Source organism: Sphingomonas sp. BK481 (assembly GCF_014194875.1).
GTDB classification, from domain to species: Bacteria; Pseudomonadota; Alphaproteobacteria; order Sphingomonadales; family Sphingomonadaceae; genus Sphingomonas; species Sphingomonas aerolata.
The window spans coordinates 474,595-495,494 of record NZ_JACIAP010000003.1 but is presented as its reverse complement, the minus strand read 5'-3'; the positions used below and the strand labels follow the sequence as shown (position 1 = coordinate 495,494).

Annotated in this window: 24 protein-coding genes; 10 read left to right on the top strand and 14 right to left on the bottom strand. The window is 68.2% G+C overall.

Annotation, left to right across the window (positions count from 1 at the left end; genetic code table 11):
* Positions 1–214 precede the first annotated feature (214 nt).
* Complete coding sequence (locus FHY04_RS08745; protein ID WP_183936135.1) at positions 215–397, top strand: hypothetical protein; 183 nt, start codon at positions 215–217, stop codon at positions 395–397.
* Positions 398–433: 36 nt separating this feature from the next.
* Here FHY04_RS08745 and FHY04_RS08740 read toward each other — a convergent pair whose 3' ends face one another.
* Both FHY04_RS08740 and FHY04_RS08735 read right to left on the bottom strand, forming a co-directional pair.
* Complete coding sequence (locus FHY04_RS08740) at positions 434–1,162, bottom strand: bifunctional 2-polyprenyl-6-hydroxyphenol methylase/3-demethylubiquinol 3-O-methyltransferase UbiG (RefSeq protein ID WP_183936134.1); 729 nt, start codon at positions 1,160–1,162, stop codon at positions 434–436.
* Between the two features lie 16 nt (positions 1,163–1,178).
* A complete protein-coding gene (locus tag FHY04_RS08735) occupies positions 1,179–1,604 on the bottom strand; it encodes a GtrA family protein (protein WP_183936133.1) in 426 nt (141 codons plus the stop codon).
* A gap of 91 nt (positions 1,605–1,695) precedes the next feature.
* Between FHY04_RS08735 and FHY04_RS08730 the strand changes: the two genes are divergently transcribed.
* Positions 1,696–3,486 carry an AcrB/AcrD/AcrF family protein gene (locus tag FHY04_RS08730; protein WP_183936132.1) on the top strand — a complete coding sequence of 597 codons (1,791 nt, stop codon included), beginning with the start codon at positions 1,696–1,698 and terminating at the stop codon, positions 3,484–3,486.
* A gap of 561 nt (positions 3,487–4,047) precedes the next feature.
* Here FHY04_RS08730 and FHY04_RS08725 read toward each other — a convergent pair.
* From FHY04_RS08725 to FHY04_RS08700, 6 genes are all read right to left on the bottom strand, one after another.
* On the bottom strand, positions 4,048–4,668 hold the full coding sequence (locus tag FHY04_RS08725; protein ID WP_031440980.1) for a MarC family protein: 621 nt from the start codon (positions 4,666–4,668) through the stop codon (positions 4,048–4,050).
* Entirely contained in the window at positions 4,665–5,555 is an 891-nt protein-coding gene (folD, locus tag FHY04_RS08720) for a bifunctional methylenetetrahydrofolate dehydrogenase/methenyltetrahydrofolate cyclohydrolase FolD (RefSeq protein WP_183936131.1), read from the bottom strand. The genes FHY04_RS08725 and folD overlap by 4 nt, the downstream gene beginning before the upstream one ends.
* A 10-nt stretch (positions 5,556–5,565) precedes the next feature.
* Positions 5,566–5,862, bottom strand: coding sequence for a DUF167 family protein (locus tag FHY04_RS08715; protein ID WP_183936130.1), 297 nt, complete (start codon positions 5,860–5,862; stop codon positions 5,566–5,568).
* The gene (locus FHY04_RS08710; RefSeq protein ID WP_031395935.1) at positions 5,859–6,161 is read right to left on the bottom strand and encodes a YggT family protein; all 303 of its coding nucleotides are present in this window, start codon (positions 6,159–6,161) and stop codon (positions 5,859–5,861) included. The genes FHY04_RS08715 and FHY04_RS08710 overlap by 4 nt, the downstream gene beginning before the upstream one ends.
* A gap of 223 nt (positions 6,162–6,384) precedes the next feature.
* Complete coding sequence (argB, locus tag FHY04_RS08705) at positions 6,385–7,302, bottom strand: acetylglutamate kinase (RefSeq protein ID WP_056406920.1); 918 nt, start codon at positions 7,300–7,302, stop codon at positions 6,385–6,387.
* Positions 7,303–7,434: 132 nt separating this feature from the next.
* A complete protein-coding gene (locus FHY04_RS08700) occupies positions 7,435–8,079 on the bottom strand; it encodes a queuosine precursor transporter (protein WP_183936129.1) in 645 nt (214 codons plus the stop codon).
* A 161-nt stretch (positions 8,080–8,240) separates the two neighbouring features.
* On the opposite strand from FHY04_RS08700, the gene FHY04_RS08695 reads away from it, so the two are divergent.
* Positions 8,241–9,506 (top strand): NupC/NupG family nucleoside CNT transporter, encoded by a 1,266-nt coding sequence (locus FHY04_RS08695; protein WP_031440507.1) that lies wholly within the window; start codon positions 8,241–8,243, stop codon positions 9,504–9,506.
* 86 nt (positions 9,507–9,592) lie between these two features.
* Here FHY04_RS08695 and FHY04_RS08690 read toward each other — a convergent pair whose 3' ends face one another.
* The 3 genes from FHY04_RS08690 to FHY04_RS08680 form a co-directional block, all read right to left on the bottom strand.
* Positions 9,593–10,147, bottom strand: a complete 555-nt coding sequence (locus tag FHY04_RS08690) for a fasciclin domain-containing protein (RefSeq protein ID WP_031395557.1) — start codon at positions 10,145–10,147, stop codon at positions 9,593–9,595.
* Positions 10,148–10,231: 84 nt separating this feature from the next.
* Positions 10,232–11,179 carry a diaminopimelate epimerase gene (gene dapF / locus FHY04_RS08685; RefSeq protein ID WP_183936128.1) on the bottom strand — a complete coding sequence of 316 codons (948 nt, stop codon included), beginning with the start codon at positions 11,177–11,179 and terminating at the stop codon, positions 10,232–10,234.
* Positions 11,164–11,766, bottom strand: coding sequence for a DUF6456 domain-containing protein (locus FHY04_RS08680; RefSeq protein WP_260171398.1), 603 nt, complete (start codon positions 11,764–11,766; stop codon positions 11,164–11,166). The genes dapF and FHY04_RS08680 overlap by 16 nt, the downstream gene beginning before the upstream one ends.
* 105 nt (positions 11,767–11,871) lie before the next feature.
* Here FHY04_RS08680 and FHY04_RS08675 point away from each other — a divergent pair, with 105 nt between their 5' ends.
* The 3 genes from FHY04_RS08675 (at position 11,872) to FHY04_RS08665 (ending at position 13,590) form a co-directional block, all read left to right on the top strand.
* Positions 11,872–12,435: a helix-turn-helix domain-containing protein gene (locus tag FHY04_RS08675; protein ID WP_031394722.1), complete on the top strand. Its 564-nt coding sequence runs from the start codon at positions 11,872–11,874 to the stop codon at positions 12,433–12,435.
* A 49-nt stretch (positions 12,436–12,484) separates the two neighbouring features.
* Positions 12,485–13,183 carry an EI24 domain-containing protein gene (locus FHY04_RS08670; RefSeq protein WP_183936127.1) on the top strand — a complete coding sequence of 233 codons (699 nt, stop codon included), beginning with the start codon at positions 12,485–12,487 and terminating at the stop codon, positions 13,181–13,183.
* A gap of 65 nt (positions 13,184–13,248) precedes the next feature.
* Positions 13,249–13,590: a hypothetical protein gene (locus tag FHY04_RS08665; RefSeq protein ID WP_183936195.1), complete on the top strand. Its 342-nt coding sequence runs from the start codon at positions 13,249–13,251 to the stop codon at positions 13,588–13,590.
* A 5-nt stretch (positions 13,591–13,595) separates the two neighbouring features.
* On the opposite strand, the gene FHY04_RS08660 is transcribed toward FHY04_RS08665, so the two are convergent.
* Both FHY04_RS08660 and queG read right to left on the bottom strand, forming a co-directional pair.
* Positions 13,596–14,609 (bottom strand): VacJ family lipoprotein, encoded by a 1,014-nt coding sequence (locus tag FHY04_RS08660; protein WP_260171396.1) that lies wholly within the window; start codon positions 14,607–14,609, stop codon positions 13,596–13,598.
* A 125-nt stretch (positions 14,610–14,734) separates the two neighbouring features.
* Positions 14,735–15,886, bottom strand: a complete 1,152-nt coding sequence (queG, locus tag FHY04_RS08655) for a tRNA epoxyqueuosine(34) reductase QueG (protein WP_183936126.1) — start codon at positions 15,884–15,886, stop codon at positions 14,735–14,737.
* A 38-nt stretch (positions 15,887–15,924) separates the two neighbouring features.
* On the opposite strand from queG, the gene FHY04_RS08650 reads away from it, so the two are divergent.
* From FHY04_RS08650 to msrB, 4 genes are all read left to right on the top strand, one after another.
* Positions 15,925–16,842, top strand: coding sequence for an ABC transporter ATP-binding protein (locus FHY04_RS08650; RefSeq protein WP_037528830.1), 918 nt, complete (start codon positions 15,925–15,927; stop codon positions 16,840–16,842).
* Positions 16,839–18,068 carry an ABC transporter permease gene (locus tag FHY04_RS08645; RefSeq protein ID WP_183936125.1) on the top strand — a complete coding sequence of 410 codons (1,230 nt, stop codon included), beginning with the start codon at positions 16,839–16,841 and terminating at the stop codon, positions 18,066–18,068. The genes FHY04_RS08650 and FHY04_RS08645 overlap by 4 nt, the downstream gene beginning before the upstream one ends.
* Before the next feature lie 97 nt (positions 18,069–18,165).
* Positions 18,166–19,413, top strand: coding sequence for a cytochrome P450 (locus tag FHY04_RS08640; protein ID WP_183936193.1), 1,248 nt, complete (start codon positions 18,166–18,168; stop codon positions 19,411–19,413).
* A 62-nt stretch (positions 19,414–19,475) separates the two neighbouring features.
* Positions 19,476–19,982: a peptide-methionine (R)-S-oxide reductase MsrB gene (msrB, locus tag FHY04_RS08635; protein ID WP_183936192.1), complete on the top strand. Its 507-nt coding sequence runs from the start codon at positions 19,476–19,478 to the stop codon at positions 19,980–19,982.
* 13 nt (positions 19,983–19,995) lie between these two features.
* Here the strand turns inward: msrB and FHY04_RS08630 are convergent, their stop codons facing one another.
* Positions 19,996–20,610 (bottom strand): CHAP domain-containing protein, encoded by a 615-nt coding sequence (locus FHY04_RS08630; RefSeq protein ID WP_081877380.1) that lies wholly within the window; start codon positions 20,608–20,610, stop codon positions 19,996–19,998.
* Positions 20,611–20,900 lie beyond the last annotated feature (290 nt).

The window sequence follows — 20,900 nt, the reverse complement described above, 5'->3', positions numbered from 1 at the left end:
CTGCCCCAAACCCCCGTTCGTGCTGAGCGAAGTCGAAGCACCCCCCCCACGGCACCCACCCTCCGACGCCGCTCAGGGCGAACGAACATGGGGCGGCGCCTGGCCCGATTGCGGGCATCAAACCATCGTGACATGTCTTCGCGCAGAGGAGATTGGGATGGCGACGGTAACAGCACGGTTGGCGAACAGGCTGCCCCCGCGGCTGCGTATGGCCATGACGCCATTTCTGTCGTTCGCGGTCGGTTGGCTCGCCCTGACCGGCCTGATCGAGACCGTGCAGAACGGCGACGCTTTCGACCTGGTGAAGCTCGGCGCGCTGATCGTCGGGTGCGTCCTGGCGGCGGTCATCCGTCCGATCCCGGACAAATATCGGCAATCACCCGACCAGCAAGAGTGAGGGAGAGCGCAGCCACAGTGTCGCGCTCGCCACCCCCTACCCCGGCACCGCCAGCGTCACGATCGAAACCCCCGGCGTCATCGGCACCCGCCCGACAAGATGCCGCTCCAGCCGGAAGATCCGCTCGAACAGCGCGTTGAGCGGCTTGGCGGGCGGGGAATCGTCGCTGTCGTCGCGGCCTGACAGCCGCCCGGCGATCCGCGCCGCCGCCGCCAGCGGGAACAGCAGCGAATTGAAATAGCCGAGCTTGTCGGGCTTCAGCCCCGCCGCCGCGATCGCGGTCTTCAGCGTCGCCTTCGAATAGCGCCGGTGGTGATGGTTGACCGTGTCGTGCGCGCTCCACAGCCACTGGTGCGCCGGCACCGCGATCAGGATCTTGCCGCCGGGCGCGAGGCACTGCGCCATCGCCTTCAACGCCGCGACGTCGTCCTCGATATGCTCGACCACGTCGAGCACCGCGATCAGGTCGTAATGCCCGCGCGGCACCCCCGGCAACTCGGGCAAGGGCGCCGCCCCGACCGGCTTGCCGAGCCGTGCGCTCGCGATCTCGCGCGCCGCCGGGTCGATCTCGATCGCGTCGATCTCGCCGAACCCCGCCAGCATCGGCAGGTTGTGCCCCGTCCCGCAGCCGATCTCGAGGATCTTCGCATCCGCCGGCAGGCCGCCATAGCGCGTCAGATAATCCGCCAGGATGTCGCGGCGCGCGCGGTACCACCAATGCGTGGAATCATGCGCGGCCATCCGGTCGTAAACGATGCGGTCCATCAGCAATCGGCCATAATCAAGAGAATACCCAGAAGCGGTTGAGCACGAACGTCACGATCGCGGCAAGGAACACCGCGGGGACCAGCGGCACCCAGGGATGCAGATGAAGGAACGCGGTGCCGATCCAGGTGATCAGCGCGTTGAGCGCGAGCCCGGTACCCTGCACCAGCACGAACTTGACGTGCTTCGCCCCGCCCGGCTCGGCGGCATGCCCCTTGAAGCTCCACCGGCTGTGCAGGAAATAGCCCGCGGTCACCGCCACCGCAAAGGCGAAGGGTACCGCCGCGACCGCCTGCTGCGGCGGAAACACGAACCTGGTCAGCGGCAGATAGACGAGCGAATAGATCACGCTCGACAGCCCGCCCGCAATCCCGAAGCGGAAGAGCTGGCCGAGCACGCCGCTCGCCCGCATCTGGTCCATCTGTCGCCTGATCGCCTGCATGCCCGCCTTGTTCTTTACACGCGCGTCGATACAGCGGCGCTCAACGTCACGCCCCGCGCATTAGTCCGCGCGCGGTCAGGAGGAAAGCGTTTTGGATCAGCCCCACCAGTCCCCATGGCAGCGGGGGCGCGACCTGCTCGATCGCCACTGGGTCGCGTTGACGCTGCTGGCATGGCTCGGCGTCGCCGCCTGGTCGCTGGCCGACCGCTGGGGTCAGGTCCGCTGGCTGTCGCTCGGCGATACCGACGACAATATGCGCCTGATGCAGGTCCGCGCGTGGCTGGACGGCCAGGGCTGGTACGATCTGCGCCAGTACCGGATGAACCCACCCGCGGGCTTCGACATCCACTGGAGCCGGATCGTCGACCTGCCGATCGCCGGCCTGATCCTCTTCTTCCGCCTGTTCACCAGCAACAGCTGGGCCGAACGGCTCGCCTGCGGGATCGCGCCGTTGCTGCCGCTGTCGATCGCGATGCTCGGCATCGGCGCGACCGTGCGGCGGCTGATCCACCCGCTCGCCTGGCCGCTCGCGATGCTGTTCCTCGTCGGCGCGACCGCGACGATGCTGATGTACATGCCCGAACGCATCGACCATCACGGCTGGCAGCTCGCGATGCTCAGCCTGACGCTCGCCGGGCTCTGCGACCCGCAGGCCCGCCGTGGCGGCGCGCTGGTCGGGATCGCGAGCGCGGTGTCGCTGTCGATCGGGCTCGAGCTTCTCCCCTATGCCGCGATGGCGGGCGCGATCATCGCCCTGCGCTGGGTCTGGGACCGCGCCGAGGCGCCGCGGCTCGCGGTCTATGCGCTGACCTTGGGCGGCGGCAGCACGCTCGGCTTCGCGCTGTTCGCCTCGAACGCGAACCAGGCGATGCGCTGCGACGCGCTGACGCCGGTCTGGCTCAGCGTGATGATCGCGGCGGGGATGCTCCTCTTCCTGCTCGCGCGCTTCGGCCCTGCATCACGCGGGGTGCGTCTCGCGCTCGCGGTCGCGGCGGGCGCGGCGATCGTGATCGGCTTCGCGCTGATGTTCCCGCAATGCCTCGCCCGGCCCGAGGGCGTCTCGCCCGAGCTTCAGCGCAACTGGCTGAACAATGTCCGCGAGGCCAAACCGATCTACAAGCACAGCTGGCGCACCGGCGTCGCGATCGCGACGCTGCCGGTGATCGGCCTGCTCGGCGCGCTGTTCGCCGCATGGCGCGCACGCCGCCGCCCGAGCGCGATCGGCTGGGTCGCGGTCGCGCTGTTCACGACCTTCGCGGTGCTGATGCTGTTGTGGCAGGTCCGCGCGGGTCCCGCAGCCCAGATGCTCGCGGTCCCCGGCGGCGTCGCGCTCGCCTGGGTGATCGTCCCCCGGCTGCTCGGCCACCGCTCGATGCTGGTGCGCGTGCTCGGCACCGCGGGCGCGCTGGTGATCGTCTCGGGCTTCTTCGTCGGCATCGCGCTGAAATACGTCCCCGTGGGCAAGCCCAAGGGCTATGAAAAGCGCGTCAACATGGCGACCGGCAACTGCCTGCGCACCACCGTGCTGCTCGCGCTCAACAAATATCCCGCTCAGACCATTTTCACCTTCGTCGACATGGGCCCGCGGCTGATCACGATCACGCACCACAACGCGATCGCCGGCCCCTATCACCGCAACGGCGCCGCGATCCTCGACGTCCAGCACGCCTTCGGCCGCACCCCCGACGAAGCGCACGCGATCATCAAACGCCACGGCGCGACGCTGCTGCTGCTCTGCCCCAACGCCGCCGAATCAACCAACTACAAGGCCCGCAGCCCCAACGGCTTCTACGCGCAGATGGCGAAGAACCAGGTCCCCACCTGGCTGACCCCGCTCCCCCTCCCGGCAAAATCCCCCCTCCGCCTCTTCAAGGTCGACTGAGGCGCAAGCCCCCACCGCGCACGACGGACGCGCACCATCATCCCCGCCCCCCAACCGTCATCCCCGCCACCAACCGTCATCCCCGCGAAGGCGGGGATCCAGACTGGCAACCGCTGCGAGTCATCAACAACCGCATAGACTATGGATCCCCGCCTCCGCGGGGATGACGAAGGGGGCTGCGACACCGTCACCCCTCCCCCGTCATCCTGACGAAAGTCAGGACCCAGAGCCAAACAGCACCACCGCCCGAAACCCTGGGTCCCGGGTCAAGCCCGGGATGACGAAGAAGGGCGGACGCGCACCTAACCTAGCCCGTCATCCCCGCGAAGGCGGGGATCCAGACTGGCAAAGGCTGCGAGTCATCAACAACTGCATAGACGATGGATCCCCGCCTCCGCGGGGATGACGTAGCAGGGGGTGGGCACACCGTCTCCTCACCTCCCCCCGTCATCCTGACGAAAGTCAGGATCCAGAGTTACGCGCGGTATCGGCTTTGGCCCTGGATCCTGACTTTCGTCAGGATGACGGCAATCGGCGGACGGCCCACACCTTCGCCCCAACCTACCGCAACACCACCGACAACCCATCCAGCACGAACTGCACCGCCAGCGCCGCCAGCAGCACGCCGAGCAGCCGCGTGATCACCGCCTCGATCTTCGCGCCCAGGATCCGCATGATCGGCCCCGCCGCGAGCAGCGCGACGAGTGTCAGCAACAGGATCGTCACCATCGCCGCCAGCACCACCGCCGAGCGCTCGATCCCGCTGTTGCGGCTCATCAGCAGCATCACCGACGCGATCGATCCCGGCCCCGCGATCATCGGCATCGCCATCGGGAAGATCGACACATCGTCGGCCTCGGGATCGCTCGCGACCTTGGCGGCGCGGTCCTCGCGGCGTTCGGTGCGCTTTTCGAACACCATCTCGAGCGCGATCAGGAACAGCATGATCCCGCCCGCGATCCGGAAGCTCGCCAGGCTGATCCCCAGCCCTTTGAGCAACGCCTCGCCGAACAGCGCGAACACGAACAGGATCGCCGCCGACACGCCGACCGCGCGGAACGCCATCGCGCGCTTCTGTGCCGCCGACGCGCTCGCCGACAGCCCGGCATAGATCGGCGCGCAGCCCGGCGGATCGATCACCACGAAGAAGGTGATCAGCGACGAGATATAAAGCTCGATCATGCGCCGGCCCGGTCGAGCGCCGCCTCGTCGATCGCAACACCTTCGCGCCGCCCGGCGGACACCAAAGTATTGCGCAACAGGCACGCGATCGTCATCGGCCCGACGCCGCCCGGCACCGGCGTGATCGCGCCCGCGACTGCGACCGCGCTCGCGAAATCGACATCGCCGACCAGCCCCGCCTCGGTGCGGTTGATGCCGACGTCGATCACGGTCGCCCCGGGCTTCAGCCAGTCGCCCTTGATCATCTCGGGAATCCCGACCGCGGCGACGACGATGTCCGCGGCGCCGACATGCGCGCGCACGTCGCGCGTCCGGCTGTGCACGACGGTCACCGTGCAGCTCTCGCGCAGCAGCAGCTGCGCCATCGGCTTGCCGACGATGTTCGACCGGCCGACGACCACCGCCTCCATCCCGCTCAGGTTCGGCACGACGCTTTTGAGCAGCATCACGCAGCCGAGCGGCGTGCACGGCACGAACCCCGCCGAGCCCGTCGCCAGCCGCCCCGCATTGATCGGGTGGAAGCCGTCGACATCCTTGTCGGGATCAATCGCCGCGATCACCGCCTGCTCGTCGATATGCTTTGGGAGCGGCAGCTGGACGAGGATCCCGTCAATCGTCGGATCGGCATTGAGGTCGGCGACCAGCGCGAGCAGCGCCTCGGCCCCGACATCGGCGGGCAGCCGGTGCTCGACGCTCACCATCCCCGCCTCGCGCGTCGCCTTGCCCTTCGACCGGACATAGACGTTGGACGCGGGGTCCTCGCCGACCAGTACGACCGCGAGCCCGGGCGCGCGGCCCGCCGCTGCGGCAAAGGCGGTGACGCCGGTGGCGATACGGGCCCGGAGGCCGGCGGCGAAGGCCTTGCCGTCGATGATGGTCGCACTCATGCCCGCCGTCCTAAAGCGCGGCGGCGATTTCCGCCAGCGCAGGCGTGTCGCCCGCGACATGCAGGCGTTTCAGCCGCGCGGTCTCGCCCGCGACGATCCTCACCGCGCGTTTGGGCACGCCGAAGCTTTTGGCGACCAGCGCGATCAGCGAGGCATTCGCGGCGCCATCGACCGGCGCCGCCGCGAGCCTTGCGGCCAGATGCTCCGGCGTCCCCGCCATCAGCGCATCCCGCCCGCCGCGCGGCGTCACGCGGACCACGATCGCCAGACCGCCATCCACCGCACGCCAGGCGGCCGGTTCGCTCACAGCCCGGGGGCGAGCAGGCTCTGCGCGATGTTGGGCACGACGATGTTGGTCAGGATGTACAGGATCAGCAGCACGACGAGCGGCGACAGGTCGAGCGTACCGAAATCGGGCAGGATCCGCCGGATCGGCCGATAGAGCGGCTCGGTGATCCGCTGCAGCGCCTCCCATACCGACCGGACGACATTGCTCTGCGTGTTGATGATGTTGAACGCGATGAGCCACGACATCACCGCCTGGATCATGATGACCCACCAGACGAGGTTGAGCAGCAACTGGACGATCTGAAGAAGGGCGAGCAAGGCAAGGGTCTCCGCTGGTGTATGCCTTATATAAGGCAGCGGACCGACAACGAGAACCCCGCCCCCTCCAAACAACCCCCTTCCGTCACCCTGACGAAAAAAGAGCATCCCCCCTGCCCCAACTCCGTCATCCTGACGAAAGTCAGGATCCAGAGCCAAACAGCACCACGACCCGCGACCCTGGATCCCGGGTCAAGCCCGGGACGACGGGAAGAAGAACCCCCTACCGCGCCCGCCCGTTCGCACTCACCAGCGTCCCCGCCCCCTGCCGCGTGAAAATCTCCAGCAGCATCGCATGCGGCACGCGCCCGTCGATGATCACCGCCGCGTCGACGCCCGACCCGACCGCCGCGACGCAGGTCTCGAGCTTGGGGATCATCCCCCCCGTGATCGTCCCGTCGGCGCGCAGCTCGGCGATCTTCGCGGGATCCAGATCGGTCAGCAATTCGCCCTGCTTGTCGAGCACGCCGACCACGTCGGTCAGCAGGAAGAACCGCGCCGCGCCCATCGCGGCGGCGATCGCGCCCGCCATCGTGTCGGCGTTGATGTTGTAGGTATGGCCGTCCGCACCGATCCCGATCGGCGCGATCACCGGGATGATGTCCGCGGCGATCAGCGTGTCGAGGATCGTCCGGTCGACCGCGATCGGCTCGCCGACGAACCCCAGGTCGACATGCCGCTCGATCCCCTGCAGCTTGTCGGGCTCGCGCCCGTGCCCGACCTTCTGCGCGAGGACGAGGCCGGCGTCCTTCCCCGAAATCCCGACCGCGCGGCCGCCCGCCTGGCCGATCCAGCCGACGATTTCCTTGTTGATCGATCCCGCCAGCACCATTTCGGCGATCTGCGCGGTCTCCTTGTCGGTCACGCGCAGCCCGTCGACGAACCGCGATTCGACCCCCAGCCGCTTCAGCATCGAGCCGATCTGCGGCCCGCCGCCATGCACCACGACCGGGTTGATCCCGACCGCCTTCAACAGCACCATGTCCTCGGCGAAATCGCGCTGCAGCTCGGGATCGCCCATCGCGTGCCCGCCATATTTCACGACGAAGGTCTTGCCGGCATAACGCTGCAGATAGGGCAGCGCCTCGGTCAGCGTCTCGGCCTTGGCGAGCAGGGCGGGATCGGGCGTATGATCGGTCATCCCGCCCCCTTAGCCAGTTGAGGGAGGGAGTGAAAGCCGCCGGGGGCCCGCCTGCCTCCCTGTTCTCCCGCGAAGGCGGGAGCCCAGTCTGGGTCCCCGCCTTCGCGGGGACACATCAGGTGGCCGGCCCGCTCAAACCCGGTCCAGCCGCCGCCCCAGCCGCACGAAGAAGGTGATCGCAAACGGCACCAGCACCACCGACAGCACCACCTTGGTCAGCATCTGCCCCGCCATCAGCTCGACGATCGGCCGCGCGCCAAGGAACGAGATGGTGATGAACAGCACCGTGTCGATCACCTGCGACACGATGCTCGCGATCATCCCGCGCAGCCACACCAGCCGCCCCTCGCCGCCGACCGGCCCCGCCAGCCGCGCGAAGATCAGCACGTTGAGCGTCTGCGAGATCCCGTAGGAGATCAGCCCCGCCATCATCATCCGCGCGCCCTGCCCGACGACGACCGGGAAGGCGTCGACCGCGGGCGGGTACATCCCCGAATCATGCGGCAGCGCGAGCACCAGCTGGATCAGCGCGGCGGACACCAGCAGGGGGATGAACCCCAGCCGCACCAGGAACGTCGCGGTCTTCTGCCCGTGCAGCTCCGAAATCGCGCTGCTGATCACCACCAGCAGCAGGAACGCGAAGATCCCCGCCTCGACCGCGAGCGGCCCGAGCGCGACCTGTTTCACCCCCAGCACGCCGGCGATGCACACCATGCCGCCATAGAGGACGGAGAAAATGAAGAGCGAACGCGGGAACGCGGGAAGGTCTGTGGTCATCGCGCCGGACGCTAGCGAAATGCCGCGCGCCGTCAAATGCCTAGCCCGTCTGAACGCGTGCAGGCGTCAAATGACTGGCGAGCACGGCGTACCCGTGTCATGTCGGCCGCTTGCGCAGCCGGGGGGCCGCGTGTGTCATCGTACCAAAACGCAGGGCGTCCATGGAAAGACTGATCATCGGCCTTGCAGGCATCGCCGTCATCCTCGGCATCGCGGTGCTGCTGTCGAGCGACCGCCGCGCGATCCGGCTGCGGATCGTCGGCGCCGCCTTCGCGCTCCAGGCGGGCATCGCGATCCTCGTGCTCTATTCGAGCTTCGGCAAGGTCGTGCTCGGCAGCATGTCGGGCGGCGTCGCCAATCTGCTCGGCTATTCGCAAAAGGGCACCGAATTCCTGTTCGGCAAGATGGCGACCCCCGAGATCGGCGGCCAGAGCTTCGCGATCGCCGCGCTTCCCGTCATCATCTTCTTCGCCAGCCTCGTCTCGATCCTCTATTATCTCGGCATCATGCAGTTCGTCGTGCGCTGGGTCGGCGGCGGCATCGAGAAGGTGATCGGCGTGTCGAAGGTCGAATCGCTCTGCGCGGCCGCGAACATCTTCGTCGGCCAGAGCGAATCGCCGCTCGTCATCCGCCCCTATCTCGCCGGCCTCACCCCCGCCCAGCTCTTCACCGTGATGACCAGCGGGATGGCCGGCGTCGCGGGCACGATCCTCGCGGCGTACGCGTCGATGGGGATCCGCATCGACTATCTGCTCGCCGCCAGCTTCATGGCCGCGCCCGGCGGAATCCTGATGGCGAAGATCATCATGCCCGACCGCGTCACGCCGCCCGAGGGCGAACTCGCGCTCGGCGACCTGCCCGGCGAATCCTCCGCGGGCGAACCCATGCCGCAGGCGACGCATGACGAGGAAAAGCCCGCCAACCTGATCATGGCCGCGGCGCAGGGCGCACAGACCGGCGTCCGCCTCGCGGTCGCGGTCGGCGCGATGGTGCTCGCCTTCGTCGCGCTGGTCGCGCTCGCCAACGGCCTGCTCGGCGGGCTCGGCAACATGATCGGGCTGCCGGGGCTGAGCTTCCAGGGTCTGCTCGGCTATGTCTTCGCGCCGATCATGTTCCTCTTGAACGTGCCGTGGAGCGAGGCGGGGATCGCCGGCGGGCTGTTCGGGCAGAAGATCGTGCTGAACGAATTCGTCGCCTATATCTCGCTCGGCACGCAACCCGGGCTCAGCCCGCGGACGATCGCGGTGATCACCTTCTCGCTGTGCGGCTTCGCCAATTTCTCGTCGATCGCGATCCAGATGGCGGTGACCGGCAGCCTCGCCCCCAACCAGCGCCCGATGATCGCCAAACTCGGCCTCCGCGCCCTCGCCGCCGGCAGCCTCGCCAACCTCATGTCCGCCGCCCTCGCCGGCCTCCTGATCAGCTAAACAAACCCCTCTCCCCCAGGGGGAGGGGGAGGGGCTCACGCGAAGCGTGGGAGGGTGAGGGCACGCGAGGCTCGAACCCTACCCCCTCACGGCAGCATCACCGTATCAATCACATGGATCAGCCCGTTCGACTGGCGCACATCGGCGATCGTGATCCGTCCCTTGTGCCCCTTGCCGTCCATGATGCCCCAGCCGCTGCCCGACTTCATGAACATCAGCGGCTCGCCCTGCACGGTGGTGTAGCTCGCAGTCCCGCCATCCGCCTTGGCCTTCGCCGCGATGTCGGCGGCCATGATCGTCCCCGGCACGACATGATAGGTCAGCACGCCCGCCAGCTGCGCCTTGTTCTCGGGCTTGAGCAGCGTGTCGACCGTCCCCGCGGGCAGCTTCGCGAACGCGGCATTGGTCGGCGCGAAGACCGTGAACGGCCCCGGCCCCGACAGCGTCTCGACCAGGTCGGCGGCCTTGACCGCGGCGACCAGCGTCGTGTGATCCTTCGAATTGACCGCATTCTCGACGATCGTCTTGGTCGGGTACATCGCGGCGCCGCCGACCATCGGGTTGGTCTGCGCGGCGACCAGCGCGGTGCCGCTGACGGCGACAGCGGCGGCAATGATCGTGGTACGAAACAGGGGGGTCATGACGGTCTCTCCTGATCGGCGCCGATGATCCGGCTGCCGCGGCGAAGATACGGCCACCCCGGCCGCAACGATGCACACGCTTTTTTACATTCCGGTGCGCAATGTTTCCCAGGCGGCAATCTCTTCGTCATGCCGCCGCGCGATCACCAGGTCGCGCGCACCCGGCTCGCCCGGATCCAGATCGACCGTCACCGACCCGGTCCATTCGACCGTCGCATTGCCCGACAGCGTCACCATGCCGTCCGCCCCCGCCTCGGCGCGGACCAGCCCGCCGCGGTTGAACACCGTCGTCGGCGTGTCGTACGCGATCCGCCCCGTCAGACACGCGGCAAAGGTCGACGCCGCCATCGCGCTGCCGCAACTGTCGGTCAGCCCGACCCCGCGCTCATGCGTGCGGACGAACAGGTCGGTCCCGCGCACCTCGACAAAGCTCACATTGGCGCGGTTGGGCAGCCAGTCGGGCGCCGCCTCGCAGGCCTCGCCGACGTGGACCAGTTCGGCATCGTCAACCGCCTCGACGAACGCCACCAGATGCGGATTGGGCATCGCCACCGCGGTGAACGCGCGTGTCGAGGGCAGCCCGGCCAGCGGCGCCTCGACGATCTGGTCCGCATCGACATGCATCGGCCACGCCGCGACGTCGAGCGACGCCGGCCCCGCGGTCTCGCGCACCGTGAACACGCCCGGCGCAATCTCCGCATCGCGCACGACCAGCGCGTCGCTCGTCTTCAGCCGAGCGGTCGCGCGCGTCAGCCCGGTCGCGGCGAACCCCGCGCGCGCGACACAGCGCAGCCCGTTGAGGCACGTCTCCGATTCGCTCCCGTCCGAATTGAACATCCGCATCCCGAACGCCCGCCCGTGCTCGTCACCCGCGGTCAGCAGCAGCAGCCCGTCACCCCCGACCGGCCCCGCGCGATCCGCCAGCGCGCGTGCGACGCGCGCCCAGTCCGCATCGCCCAGCGACAGCGCACGCGCGTCGATCAGCGGGAAATCGTTGCCGGAGCCATGACATTTGATCAGATCGAAGCGCATGCCGCGCCCTTACCCGCGTCGCTCCGCAAAGGCGAGCCGCCGCCCCCCTCGCGCCCTCTGACGTCCCCGCCCTCATAATGTGTCGCCAGCCGGTCGAGCGCGAGCGTCAGCACGAGCCGCCCCGCGCGCGCCGGCCAGGACAGCGCGCGCTCCGCCGCGGGCAGCCCCTCGCCCGCGCACACCACCCGCCACACGATATCCGCGAGCCCTGGCCCCGCCGCCGCGATCGCCGCGTCGAACCGCCGCTTCGCCGCGATCTGCGCGACGGTCGGGTCGAGCGTGTCCTGCCCGCCGCCATCGACCCGCGGCGTCCAGCGCATCGTCACGCTCGGCGCGATCGACGCGGTCTCGTAGGCCGCGCGCAACCGCTCGCCCGCCGCATATTGTCGCGCATCGATCAGCCCGCGCGACCGCAGCCAGGTCAGCGGCGACTCCGCCCGGTTGACCGTGACGCTCCGCCCGCCCCGCGCGACACCTTCCCTCTGCACTTCCCGGCCAGGGTCCCGCTCAACCACCCTGTCACCTTCCCTGTCAGGCTCCCGCCGCATGCCCCGCCCGTCGATCGCGACCTCGATCAGATCCTGCATGCGCCGCCCTTTCCATTTGCCGAGTCTCGTTTGTCTTGCCATATTCGACCAGAAATTGCAAGAGAAACTAACCTATCTGGTTTGTACAAGCGACGGAGCCTGTCGATGATCACTGCTATCCGTGCCGTCCGCCGCGCCAAGGGATTGACGCTCGACGACGTCGCAAGGCGTTGTGATCCCCCGACAACCGCGCAGACGATCGGCCGGCTCGAGACGGGGACGCGGACCGTGTCGGTCGGCTGGCTCAACCGGATCGCCGCCGCGCTCGACGTCGCCGCGGTCGATCTGGTGACGATGCCCGAACGCGCCGATCTGCCCGTCGTCGCGATCCTGGATTCGACCGGAATTCAAGCCCCTACCCGCCCCAACCTCGCCACCCCGCCGCATGTCGAGCCGGGTCAGGTCGCGGTCACGGTGGCCGCCGGCGTCGGCGACTACCGCACGGGCGACGTGCTCTGGTGCACCACGCTCGGCCCCGACGACTTCGAGAGCGCGCTCTACCGCGACGTGCTCGTCCCCCGCCCCGCCGGCCGCTTCGCCTTTGGCCGTCTGGTCGCGCTAACCGACGGCAGTCCCACGCTTATTCCGGTCGGCGACGATGCCGCGCCCCAGCAGATCGAGCGCCCCGTCTGGATCGCCCGCGCGGTCCGCCTGATCCGCACGCTCTGAGTCGCAGCCCAACGTTGACGGCCCCGAGGCGGCGGGCCATCGCTGACGCATGATCCGCGGTTTTTTCCTCTCGCTCGGCCAGCTCGGCGATCCGCCGGTGCTGCGCGTCTTCGCCAAGTCGATGGCGGTGACATTGCTCGTCTTCGCCGCGCTCGGCCTGCTCATGTGGCTGGGCGCAAAGGCGATTTTCGCCGCCTGGCTCGGCAGCGACCAGGCCGGGATCGCCGCCGCGGTCGCGCTGTTCCTGACCATCCTCGCGGTCTGGATCCTGTTTCGCGCGGTCGCGATCGCGGTCGTCGGGATCTTCGCCGACGATGTCGTCGCTGCGGTCGAGGCGCGGCATTATCCCGCCAGTCTCGCCACCGCGCGGCCCGTGCCCTTCGCGCGCAGCCTGGCGATGGGATTGCGCTCGGCGTTCCGCGTGCTGCTCGTCAACCTGTTGATGGTGCCCGTCTATATCGGCCTGCTCGTCACCGGGGTCGGGACCGCGGCGGCGTTTTTCCTGGTCAATGGCTGGCTGCTCGGGCGCGATCTCGGCGACATGGTGGCCGCGCGCCACATGGACGCCGCGGCGATGCGGGGCTGGCGTGCGACGACGCGGGCGTCACGCTTCGTGCTGGGTCTTGCGAACACCGCGCTGTTCGTGGTTCCGATCCTCAACATCGCCGCCCCCGTGCTGGGCGCGGCGATGGCGACGCATTTTTATCACGGGACGCGCGCAGCGGTGCGCGCCCGGGGGACCAGCTGATGACGAGATCACGTGTCAACGCGTTGAAAGCCTTCGCAATCTCGCGGTCCGCCCCGGGCCTGGCGATGGCCCTCGGCCTCGCGCTCGCGGGCTGCGCCGCGCCCGTCGCGACCGCCCCGGTCGGACGCCCCGCCATTCCCTATACCAGCGTCGGGCTCGAACGCGTGATCGGCCAGACCGCCGCCGGGCTGACCCGGCTGTTCGGCGATCCCGACGCCGATGTCCGCGAGGGCGTGGCGCGCAAGCTCCAGTTCCAGAGCGGAATTTGCGTGCTCGACGCCTATCTCTACCCCGCCGGATCGGGCGAGCCCAAGGTCACCTATATCGACGCGCGCGAGCTCGACGGCAGCACGATCGACCGCGCGAGCTGCGTCGCCGCGCTCACCCGCCGCGACGGCGGCCGCTAAGCCGCTCAGGGCCCGGGCGGCGGCACCGTTTCGGTTGCGCCCGCCGCGCCGACCGGGATCCGCGTCGCGGGCAGCGCCGCCTGGCATTCGGGCGGCGGTGCCGGGGGCCGGCGGTGGAGATGATCGATCTCCGCCTGTCGCCGGTGCAGGTAAAAGGCGCGCGACGATGCATAGGGATCGCCCACATCGTCATGCAAACACTTGAGAGTTTCGTCGAAATCGGCGCGGTGGTCGAGCGCGCCGAGCACGCCGGCCGGCACCGTGTAGCTCGCATCGGTGAACGGCGACCCGATCGCAGTGGGCAGCAGCAACCGGTCGAGCGTCCCGCCGATCAGGTCGCGCACCGTCGTCGGCCCGACCAGCGGCAGGAACAGGAACGGCCCGTTGCCGATCCCGTGATACCCCAATGTGTTGGCAAAGCCGTTCGACCGGCGCGGCAGCCGGAACGGCCGCTTCTTGGCAACGTCGATGACCCCCGCCGCGCCGACCGTCGAATTGATCACGAACCGCCCGACCGTCTCGGCCGCCTTGCCCGGCTTGAACTGCAGCAGGAAGTTCACGAACACGATCGGCTCGCGCAAGTTATAGAGAAAGTTGTGAATACCCTTGCGGATCGGGCTCGGCACCTTGCGCTTGTAGACCCGCGCCACCGGCCCCACGACCGCGCTGTCGACGGCCTGGGTCGCGCCGAACGCCTGGGCATTCACGCCACGCAACGGATCGCCGGGATCGCGCGTCTGCCCGACGACGACGATGTCCTTCTGCGCGTTCGGCTCGGCAGGCACGGGCGCAGGAACCGGGGCGGTCTGCGGCGCTGCATTCGGCGCTACGGGCACCACGGGCACCACGGGCGGCGATACCGGCACGACGGGCGATACCGGCACGACGGGCGATTCGGGCATGCGCTGCTCGTCCGCGACCACCGTCGACGGCGCAACCGGGACCGGTGCGACGGGCAGCGGGTCGACGGCCTGCACCGCCAGCGCGGCGACCATCGTAGCAGTGGAAAATGCCAACATATGCAATCATCGCCCCTTGGACCGCCACCGCTGTCCGCATTGCCCCCGCAAGGCAAGTCTCGAATGCGCGCCCCTACACCGGCGTTCGTGAATAATTTCCCCTGTCGCGCGTCACTTGGCCCGCGTCAGCTTAAGTTAGCCCGGTCCCATTCCGCGCGGACGCCGTCGTCATTTTCGCCGCCACGACGCTGCGCTTTCTCGGCCGCGAATCGCACCGCGTCGAGTCGCGACAATGCCCACACCGCCGTCCCGCGCACCACCGGCGCCGGATCGCCCAGCAACGCCGCGACGCCCTCCGACAAGGCCGGATCGCCGCTATTCCCCGCCGCGATCAATGCGTTGCGGACCATCTTGTCGCGCCCGATCCGCTTGATCGGCGATCCGGCAAAGACCTGGCGGAATCCCGCATCGTCGAGCGCGATCAGGTCGGCGATCTCGGGCGCGACCAGCTCGGCCCGCGGCGCAAAGGCGAGATTGGCATTCGCCGCGGCGGCGAACTTGTTCCACGGGCACACCGCCAGGCAATCGTCGCAGCCATAGATGCGGTTGCCGATACCCGCCCGGAATTCATGCGGAATTACGCCCGCATGCTCGATCGTCAGATACGAGATGCAACGCCGCGCATCGAGCCTGTAGGGCGCCGGAAACGCATCGGTCGGGCACGCGCGCTGACACGCGTCACAGCTGCCGCACAGATCCCGACCCGCGGCATCGCCCTTCAGTTCGAGCGTCGTGTAGATCGCACCGAGGAACAGCCAGCTGCCCTCTGTCCGGCTGACCAGATTGGTGTGCTTGCCCTGCCACCCCAGCCCCGCCGCCTCGGCGAGCGGCTTCTCCATCACCGGGGCGGTATCAACGAACACCTTGAGATCGAACGGATACTCGACACCGACCGCGTCGCTCGCCAGCCACCGGCCGAGCGCCTTCAGCTGCCGCTTGATGACGTCGTGATAGTCCGCGCCCTGCGCATAGACCGAGATCCGGCCGACCTCGCCCTGCTCCGCCAGCCGCAGCGGATCGTCCTTCGGCGCATAGCTCATGCCCAGCGCGATCACGCTGCGCACCGCGGGCCACAGCCCGGCGGGGCTCGCCCGCTGCGCGCGCCGCTCCTCCATCCAGATCATGTCGCCATGCCGCCCTTCGGCCAGCCACTCGTGCAGCCGTTCGCCCGCCAGCGGCGCCGCATCCGCGCGCGCAATCCCGCACGCCGCAAAGCCCAGTTCGGCCGCCTTGGCCTTCACGCGCGATTCGAGGTCGGATGGCTTGTCGTCGGGCACGTCCGCCCGCTACCACAGCCGCTCGGCTTGAAGGAAGTTTGCGCGTGGGCGAGGAATGGGCGGTCAAGGCCAGCGGGCTGGTCAAGCGCTTCGGCGACCGGCGGGTGGTCGACGGCGTCGACATCGCCGTGCCGACCGGCGCGATTTACGGCGTGCTCGGCCCGAACGGCGCGGGCAAGACCACGACGCTGCGCATGCTGCTCGGGATCATCGAACCCGATGAAGGCCATCGCACGCTGTTGGGCTTCGACAGCCCGCGCGACGCCTCGGATCATGTCGGCTATCTGCCGGAGGAACGGGGACTTTATCCCGCGATGAAGGCACGCGAGGCGATCGCGTTCATGGGCGCGCTGCGCGGTCTCGACTGGAAGACCGGGCGTGCGCGCGCGGTGACGCTGATGGAGGGGGCGGGGCTCGGCCATGCGGTCGACGAGAAGATCCGCAAATTGTCGAAGGGCATGGCGCAGCTCGTCCAGCTGCTCGGCTCGGTCGTCCATCAGCCCGATCTGCTCGTGCTCGACGAACCCTTTTCCGGGCTCGATCCGGTCAACCAGGAACGTCTTGAAAAGCTTATCCTTGTCGAGCGCGATCGCGGCGCGACGATCCTGTTCTCGACGCATATCATGAGCCATGCCGAACGGCTGTGCGACCGGCTGGCGATTATCGCCGGCGGCAAGCGCCGGTTCGAGGGGACCGTCGACGACGCGCGCGGCGTCCTGCCCCAGCGCGTTCACTACACCCCGCACCGTCCCGACCCCGCGATCCGCGGCGTGCTGCCCCCCGACGCGCTGCCCGATCGCGACGGCTGGCGGTTCGAACTGCCAGGCGGCGGGATCGAGACGCTGCTGGTGCGGCTGATCGACGCGGGATACGGCATTTCCGGGCTCTCGATCGAACGCCCCGGGCTGCACGAGGCGTTCGTGCGAATCGTCGGCCAGCAGGAGGCGCAGCCATGACCCGCTTCCGCCGCACGCTGCGCCAGACCTTCACCATCGCCCGCCGCGATTTCACCGCAACCGTCTTTACTCCGATCTTCCTGCTCTTCCTGTTCGCGCCGCTGATCATGGGCGCCTTCGGGGCGGTCGGCGGCCTTGGCGCGGCCAGCGTCACCGACGGCGCGCAGGACAAGGCGCAGATCATCGCGATCCTCCCCGCCGCCGAGTCGCGCATGATGGCCGAGGCGGATACGCGGCTGCGCGGCATCTTCCGGCCAGGCGAGGGACCACCCGACCTGACCACCCAGCCGGCCGCCGCCGATCCGGCGGCACAGGCGCGCAACGCCTTCGACCGCAACGATATCGACGCCGCCGCAGTGCTTTACGGCCCGCTCGCGGCGCCACAGATCCTCTATGGTCCACGCGGCGACCGCGCGGCTGGCTATCTCGCGACGCTCGCGCAGACGACGCTCGCGGCGCAACAGGCGGGCGGCACGCTGCCCCGGATCGACGTGACCAAGACCCGGATCACGCGGTCGCGCGGCTCGGTCGGTGGCCAGCATCAGTCCGCCTTCTTCGCGGTGTTCGGGATCTTCTTCCTGACGCTGTTCCTCTCCGGCCAGGTCGTCGGCACGATGGCCGAGGAGCGCAACAACAAGGTGATCGAGGTGCTCGCCGCCGCGGTCCCGCTCGAATCGGTATTCTTCGGCAAGCTGATCGGCATGTTCGGCGTCGCGGTGCTGTTCGTCGCCTTCTGGGGAACCGTCGTCGGACAGGTCACGACATTGCTTCCCGCAGGCGCGGCGGCGGCGATCGGCGATCTCCGTCCCGCAGTCGGCGGACCGATGTTCGCGCTGCTGTTCGCTGGCTATTTCACCATGGCCTATCTGCTTCTGGGATCAGTGTTTCTCGGCGTCGGCGCGCAGGCGTCGACGATGCGCGAGATCCAGATGCTGTCGCTGCCGATCACGATCCTTCAGGTCGCGATGTTCGGTCTCTCGTCCGCCGCGGTCTCGCGCCCCGGCAGCTGGATCGCGACGCTCGCCGAACTCTTCCCGCTCTCCTCGCCCTTCGCGATGGCCGGGCACGCGGCCAATTCCCCCGAGCTCTGGCCGCACGTCGCCGCCTTGGCCTGGCAGGCCCTGTGGGTGACGATCTTCATCGTCGTTGGCGCACGACTGTTCCGCCGTGGCGTGCTCCAGTCGGGCAGCGCCCGGCCCTTCTGGCGCCGCGCGAAGCCCCACTGACGCAGGTTGTTGACATCGCTGTCAGTACTTGGTCTCCTGCCCGAAAACAGGAGAGTGATGGGTGGCGACGCTTGCAGGCGAAATCACGACGGCTCCGATCAGCGAGCGCGTAACCAACGGGGCGGCAACCGGAAAACCGCCGATCGACCCGCTCGATGTCAGTCGCGCGGACCTCTACCGCGACGATGTCTGGCACGCGCCCTTCCGCCACCTTCGCGCGCATGCCCCGGTCCACCATGTCGCGAGCTCGGATTACGGCCCCTATTGGTCGGTCTCGAACTACCGGGGGATCGTCGAGGTCGAGTCGCTGCCCGACCTCTATTCCTCCGAAGCCGGCGGCATCACGCTCGCCGATTTCGATCGCGATCGCGACGTTCGCATGCCGATGTTCATCGCGCGCGATCGCCCGATCCACACCAGCCAGCGCCGCACGGTGGCGCCCGCCTTCACGCCGAGCGAGATGACCCGCATGGCGCCCGACATCCGCAGGCGCACCGCGGAGATCCTTGACGGGCTCGACTGGAACACGCCGTTCGACTGGGTCGACCGCGTCGCAATCGAACTGACGACGCAGATGCTGGCGATCCTGTTCGATTTCCCCTGGGAGGATCGGCGCAAGCTGACGCTGTGGTCGGACTGGGCGGGCGACATCGAGCTCGTCAAGAACGAGGAAACGCGCAAGCAGCGGCTCGCGCATATGTTTGATTGCGGGGCCTATTTCCAGACGCTCTGGAACGCCAAGATCGGCCGGCCGCCGACCCCCGACCTGATCTCGATGATGATCCATTCGGATGCGATGGCGCATATGGAGCATCACGAATTCATCGGAAACCTGATCCTCCTGATCGTCGGGGGCAATGACACGACGCGCAATTCGATGTCGGCGCTAGCCTATGGCCTCGACGCATTTCCCGACGCCCGCGCCATGCTCGAAGCGGATCCGGCGCTCATTCCCAACGCCGTGAGCGAGATTCTCCGCTGGCAGACGCCGCTTGCGCACATGCGGCGCACCGCAACGCAGGATACCGAACTGCAGGGCCAGTCGATCAAGGCCGGCGACAAGCTGGCGCTGTGGTATCTGTCGGCGAATCGCGACGAAAGCGTGTTTGGCGACGATGCCGACGCGATCCGCGTCGACCGTCCCAATGCGCGGCGCCATCTCGCCTTCGGCCACGGCATCCACCGCTGTGTCGGGGCAAGGCTCGCCGAGATGCAGCTCGCGATCCTGCTCGAGGAAATGGCGAAGCGCCGCATGCGGATCAACGTGGTCGGCCCGCCGACCCGCGTCGCCGCGTGCTTCGTCCACGGCTATCGCACGCTCCCGGTCGAGATCAGCCGCTACTGACTTTCATCGCCCGCCTTCGCGCGCATCCTGTTCGCGGCAAGGTTCGTACTTATATCATGACCATGACACACACATCGCCCGATCGCCGCACGTTCCTCACGCTCGCCGGCGCAGGCGCGGCGGGCTTTGCCCTCTGGGGCTGCTCGTCGCAGTCCGCTCAGGCTGCCGAACGCTTCGAGGTCACATTGAGCGATGCACAGTGGCGCAAGAAGCTGTCGCCCGACGCGTATGACGTGCTGCGCAAGGAAGCGACCGAGCGGCCCTATTCGAGCCCGCTCAACGGCGAACATCGCGCGGGGATCTTTTCCTGTGCCGGCTGTGCACTGCCGGCGTTCTCGTCGAAGACCAAGTTCGAGAGCGGGACGGGATGGCCGAGCTTCTGGCAGCCCTTGCCCAATGCCGTGCGGACCCGGGTCGATTCGACGCTCGGGATGGCGCGGACCGAAGTGCATTGCCGACGCTGCGGCGGGCATCTCGGCCATGTGTTCGACGACGGCCCCAAGCCGACGGGAAAGCGCTATTGCATGAACGGCGATGCGCTGACGTTCCGGGCGATGGCGGCCCGGTAATCGCTTAACTGGTTCAGCCCGCGTCGTTTACGAGCGTGAAGATGCCGCGCGGGTCGGTCGGGCCATGCTGCACCGTGGCGAGCTGAGCGGCATTGGCACGCTGCGTTGCGCTGGGCGCGCTGACCATCTGAAGCGACGGCTGGGCGGGGGCGTCGAGCGTGTCGCCACGCGGTGCATGGCCTGAATAGATGAAGCCCTTGGTCGGATAGGCCGAGGTACCGAGATCGCCCTGCGGCCCGTACCAGACCTTGACCATGCTCCAGTCACCCGCGTCGGACACGTCGATCGCGCGGACATTGGTTTCGATCGCACCGCGACGCGACCAGTTGGCATGGGTCAGGAGCACTTCGCGGTCGCTGACGACCTTCGAGACCATCGCGACATGGCCGACGCGCATCCGCGAGGTCGGCGAGAAGGCGAGGACGGCACCGGCCTTTGGTGCATGGCCACGCTCGTAACGGCCCTCGGCCTGGCTCCACCAGGTGTTGGCATTGCCACGGATCTCGATGCCCGACACCGAGCGGGCAAAGGTCACGCACTGCCAGAACTGGGCCGCTGCCGGTGTGGCCGTCATCAGGCCGCACGATACCACCAGCGCAAAACGCGCTGCTAACGCCTTGAAATTCATCGAGACCCCCCGGTCAAAACCCGTTCGTCACAGTCTGGCTACGGGAGTGCGGATTTAATTGAAAGGCGTCGCGGAACCATATCCGACGAAGCGTGTTGCCGCGCCGACGAGCCCCTTTTTTAGCCGACCATGCCGCCCTTTTCCGATGTTCTGCCGCTGATGCAGCGGACACGCCCATGCGGGCCGGGATCGTTAGTCCCGCACCCATCAAGAGAGCGCAGGAGGGCCGGCTTTGCGCTAACAGTACGGCGCACCACCTCGTCAAACCACGGCGATTCGAAAAACGGGTT

What these genes read in the sequence shown, in the direction of transcription:
- FHY04_RS08675 (WP_031394722.1), top strand. Translation starts at nt 11,872, where the DNA reads ATGATCACTGCTATCCGTGCCGTCCGCCGCGCCAAGGGATTGACGCTC.
- FHY04_RS08665 (WP_183936195.1), top strand. Translation starts at nt 13,249, where the DNA reads ATGGCCCTCGGCCTCGCGCTCGCGGGCTGCGCCGCGCCCGTCGCGACC.
- FHY04_RS08735 (WP_183936133.1), bottom strand. Translation starts at nt 1,604, where the DNA reads ATGCAGGCGATCAGGCGACAGATGGACCAGATGCGGGCGAGCGGCGTG.
- FHY04_RS08740 (WP_183936134.1), bottom strand. Translation starts at nt 1,162, where the DNA reads ATGGACCGCATCGTTTACGACCGGATGGCCGCGCATGATTCCACGCAT.
- argB (WP_056406920.1), bottom strand. Translation starts at nt 7,302, where the DNA reads ATGACCGATCATACGCCCGATCCCGCCCTGCTCGCCAAGGCCGAGACG.
- dapF (WP_183936128.1), bottom strand. Translation starts at nt 11,179, where the DNA reads ATGCGCTTCGATCTGATCAAATGTCATGGCTCCGGCAACGATTTCCCG.
- msrB (WP_183936192.1), top strand. Translation starts at nt 19,476, where the DNA reads ATGACACACACATCGCCCGATCGCCGCACGTTCCTCACGCTCGCCGGC.
- FHY04_RS08725 (WP_031440980.1), bottom strand. Translation starts at nt 4,668, where the DNA reads ATGATCGAGCTTTATATCTCGTCGCTGATCACCTTCTTCGTGGTGATC.
- FHY04_RS08690 (WP_031395557.1), bottom strand. Translation starts at nt 10,147, where the DNA reads ATGACCCCCCTGTTTCGTACCACGATCATTGCCGCCGCTGTCGCCGTC.
- FHY04_RS08680 (WP_260171398.1), bottom strand. Translation starts at nt 11,766, where the DNA reads ATGCAGGATCTGATCGAGGTCGCGATCGACGGGCGGGGCATGCGGCGG.
- FHY04_RS08745 (WP_183936135.1), top strand. Translation starts at nt 215, where the DNA reads ATGACGCCATTTCTGTCGTTCGCGGTCGGTTGGCTCGCCCTGACCGGC.
- FHY04_RS08630 (WP_081877380.1), bottom strand. Translation starts at nt 20,610, where the DNA reads ATGAATTTCAAGGCGTTAGCAGCGCGTTTTGCGCTGGTGGTATCGTGC.
- folD (WP_183936131.1), bottom strand. Translation starts at nt 5,555, where the DNA reads ATGAGTGCGACCATCATCGACGGCAAGGCCTTCGCCGCCGGCCTCCGG.
- FHY04_RS08695 (WP_031440507.1), top strand. Translation starts at nt 8,241, where the DNA reads ATGGAAAGACTGATCATCGGCCTTGCAGGCATCGCCGTCATCCTCGGC.
- FHY04_RS08670 (WP_183936127.1), top strand. Translation starts at nt 12,485, where the DNA reads ATGATCCGCGGTTTTTTCCTCTCGCTCGGCCAGCTCGGCGATCCGCCG.
- FHY04_RS08700 (WP_183936129.1), bottom strand. Translation starts at nt 8,079, where the DNA reads ATGACCACAGACCTTCCCGCGTTCCCGCGTTCGCTCTTCATTTTCTCC.
- FHY04_RS08645 (WP_183936125.1), top strand. Translation starts at nt 16,839, where the DNA reads ATGACCCGCTTCCGCCGCACGCTGCGCCAGACCTTCACCATCGCCCGC.
- FHY04_RS08660 (WP_260171396.1), bottom strand. Translation starts at nt 14,609, where the DNA reads ATGTTGGCATTTTCCACTGCTACGATGGTCGCCGCGCTGGCGGTGCAG.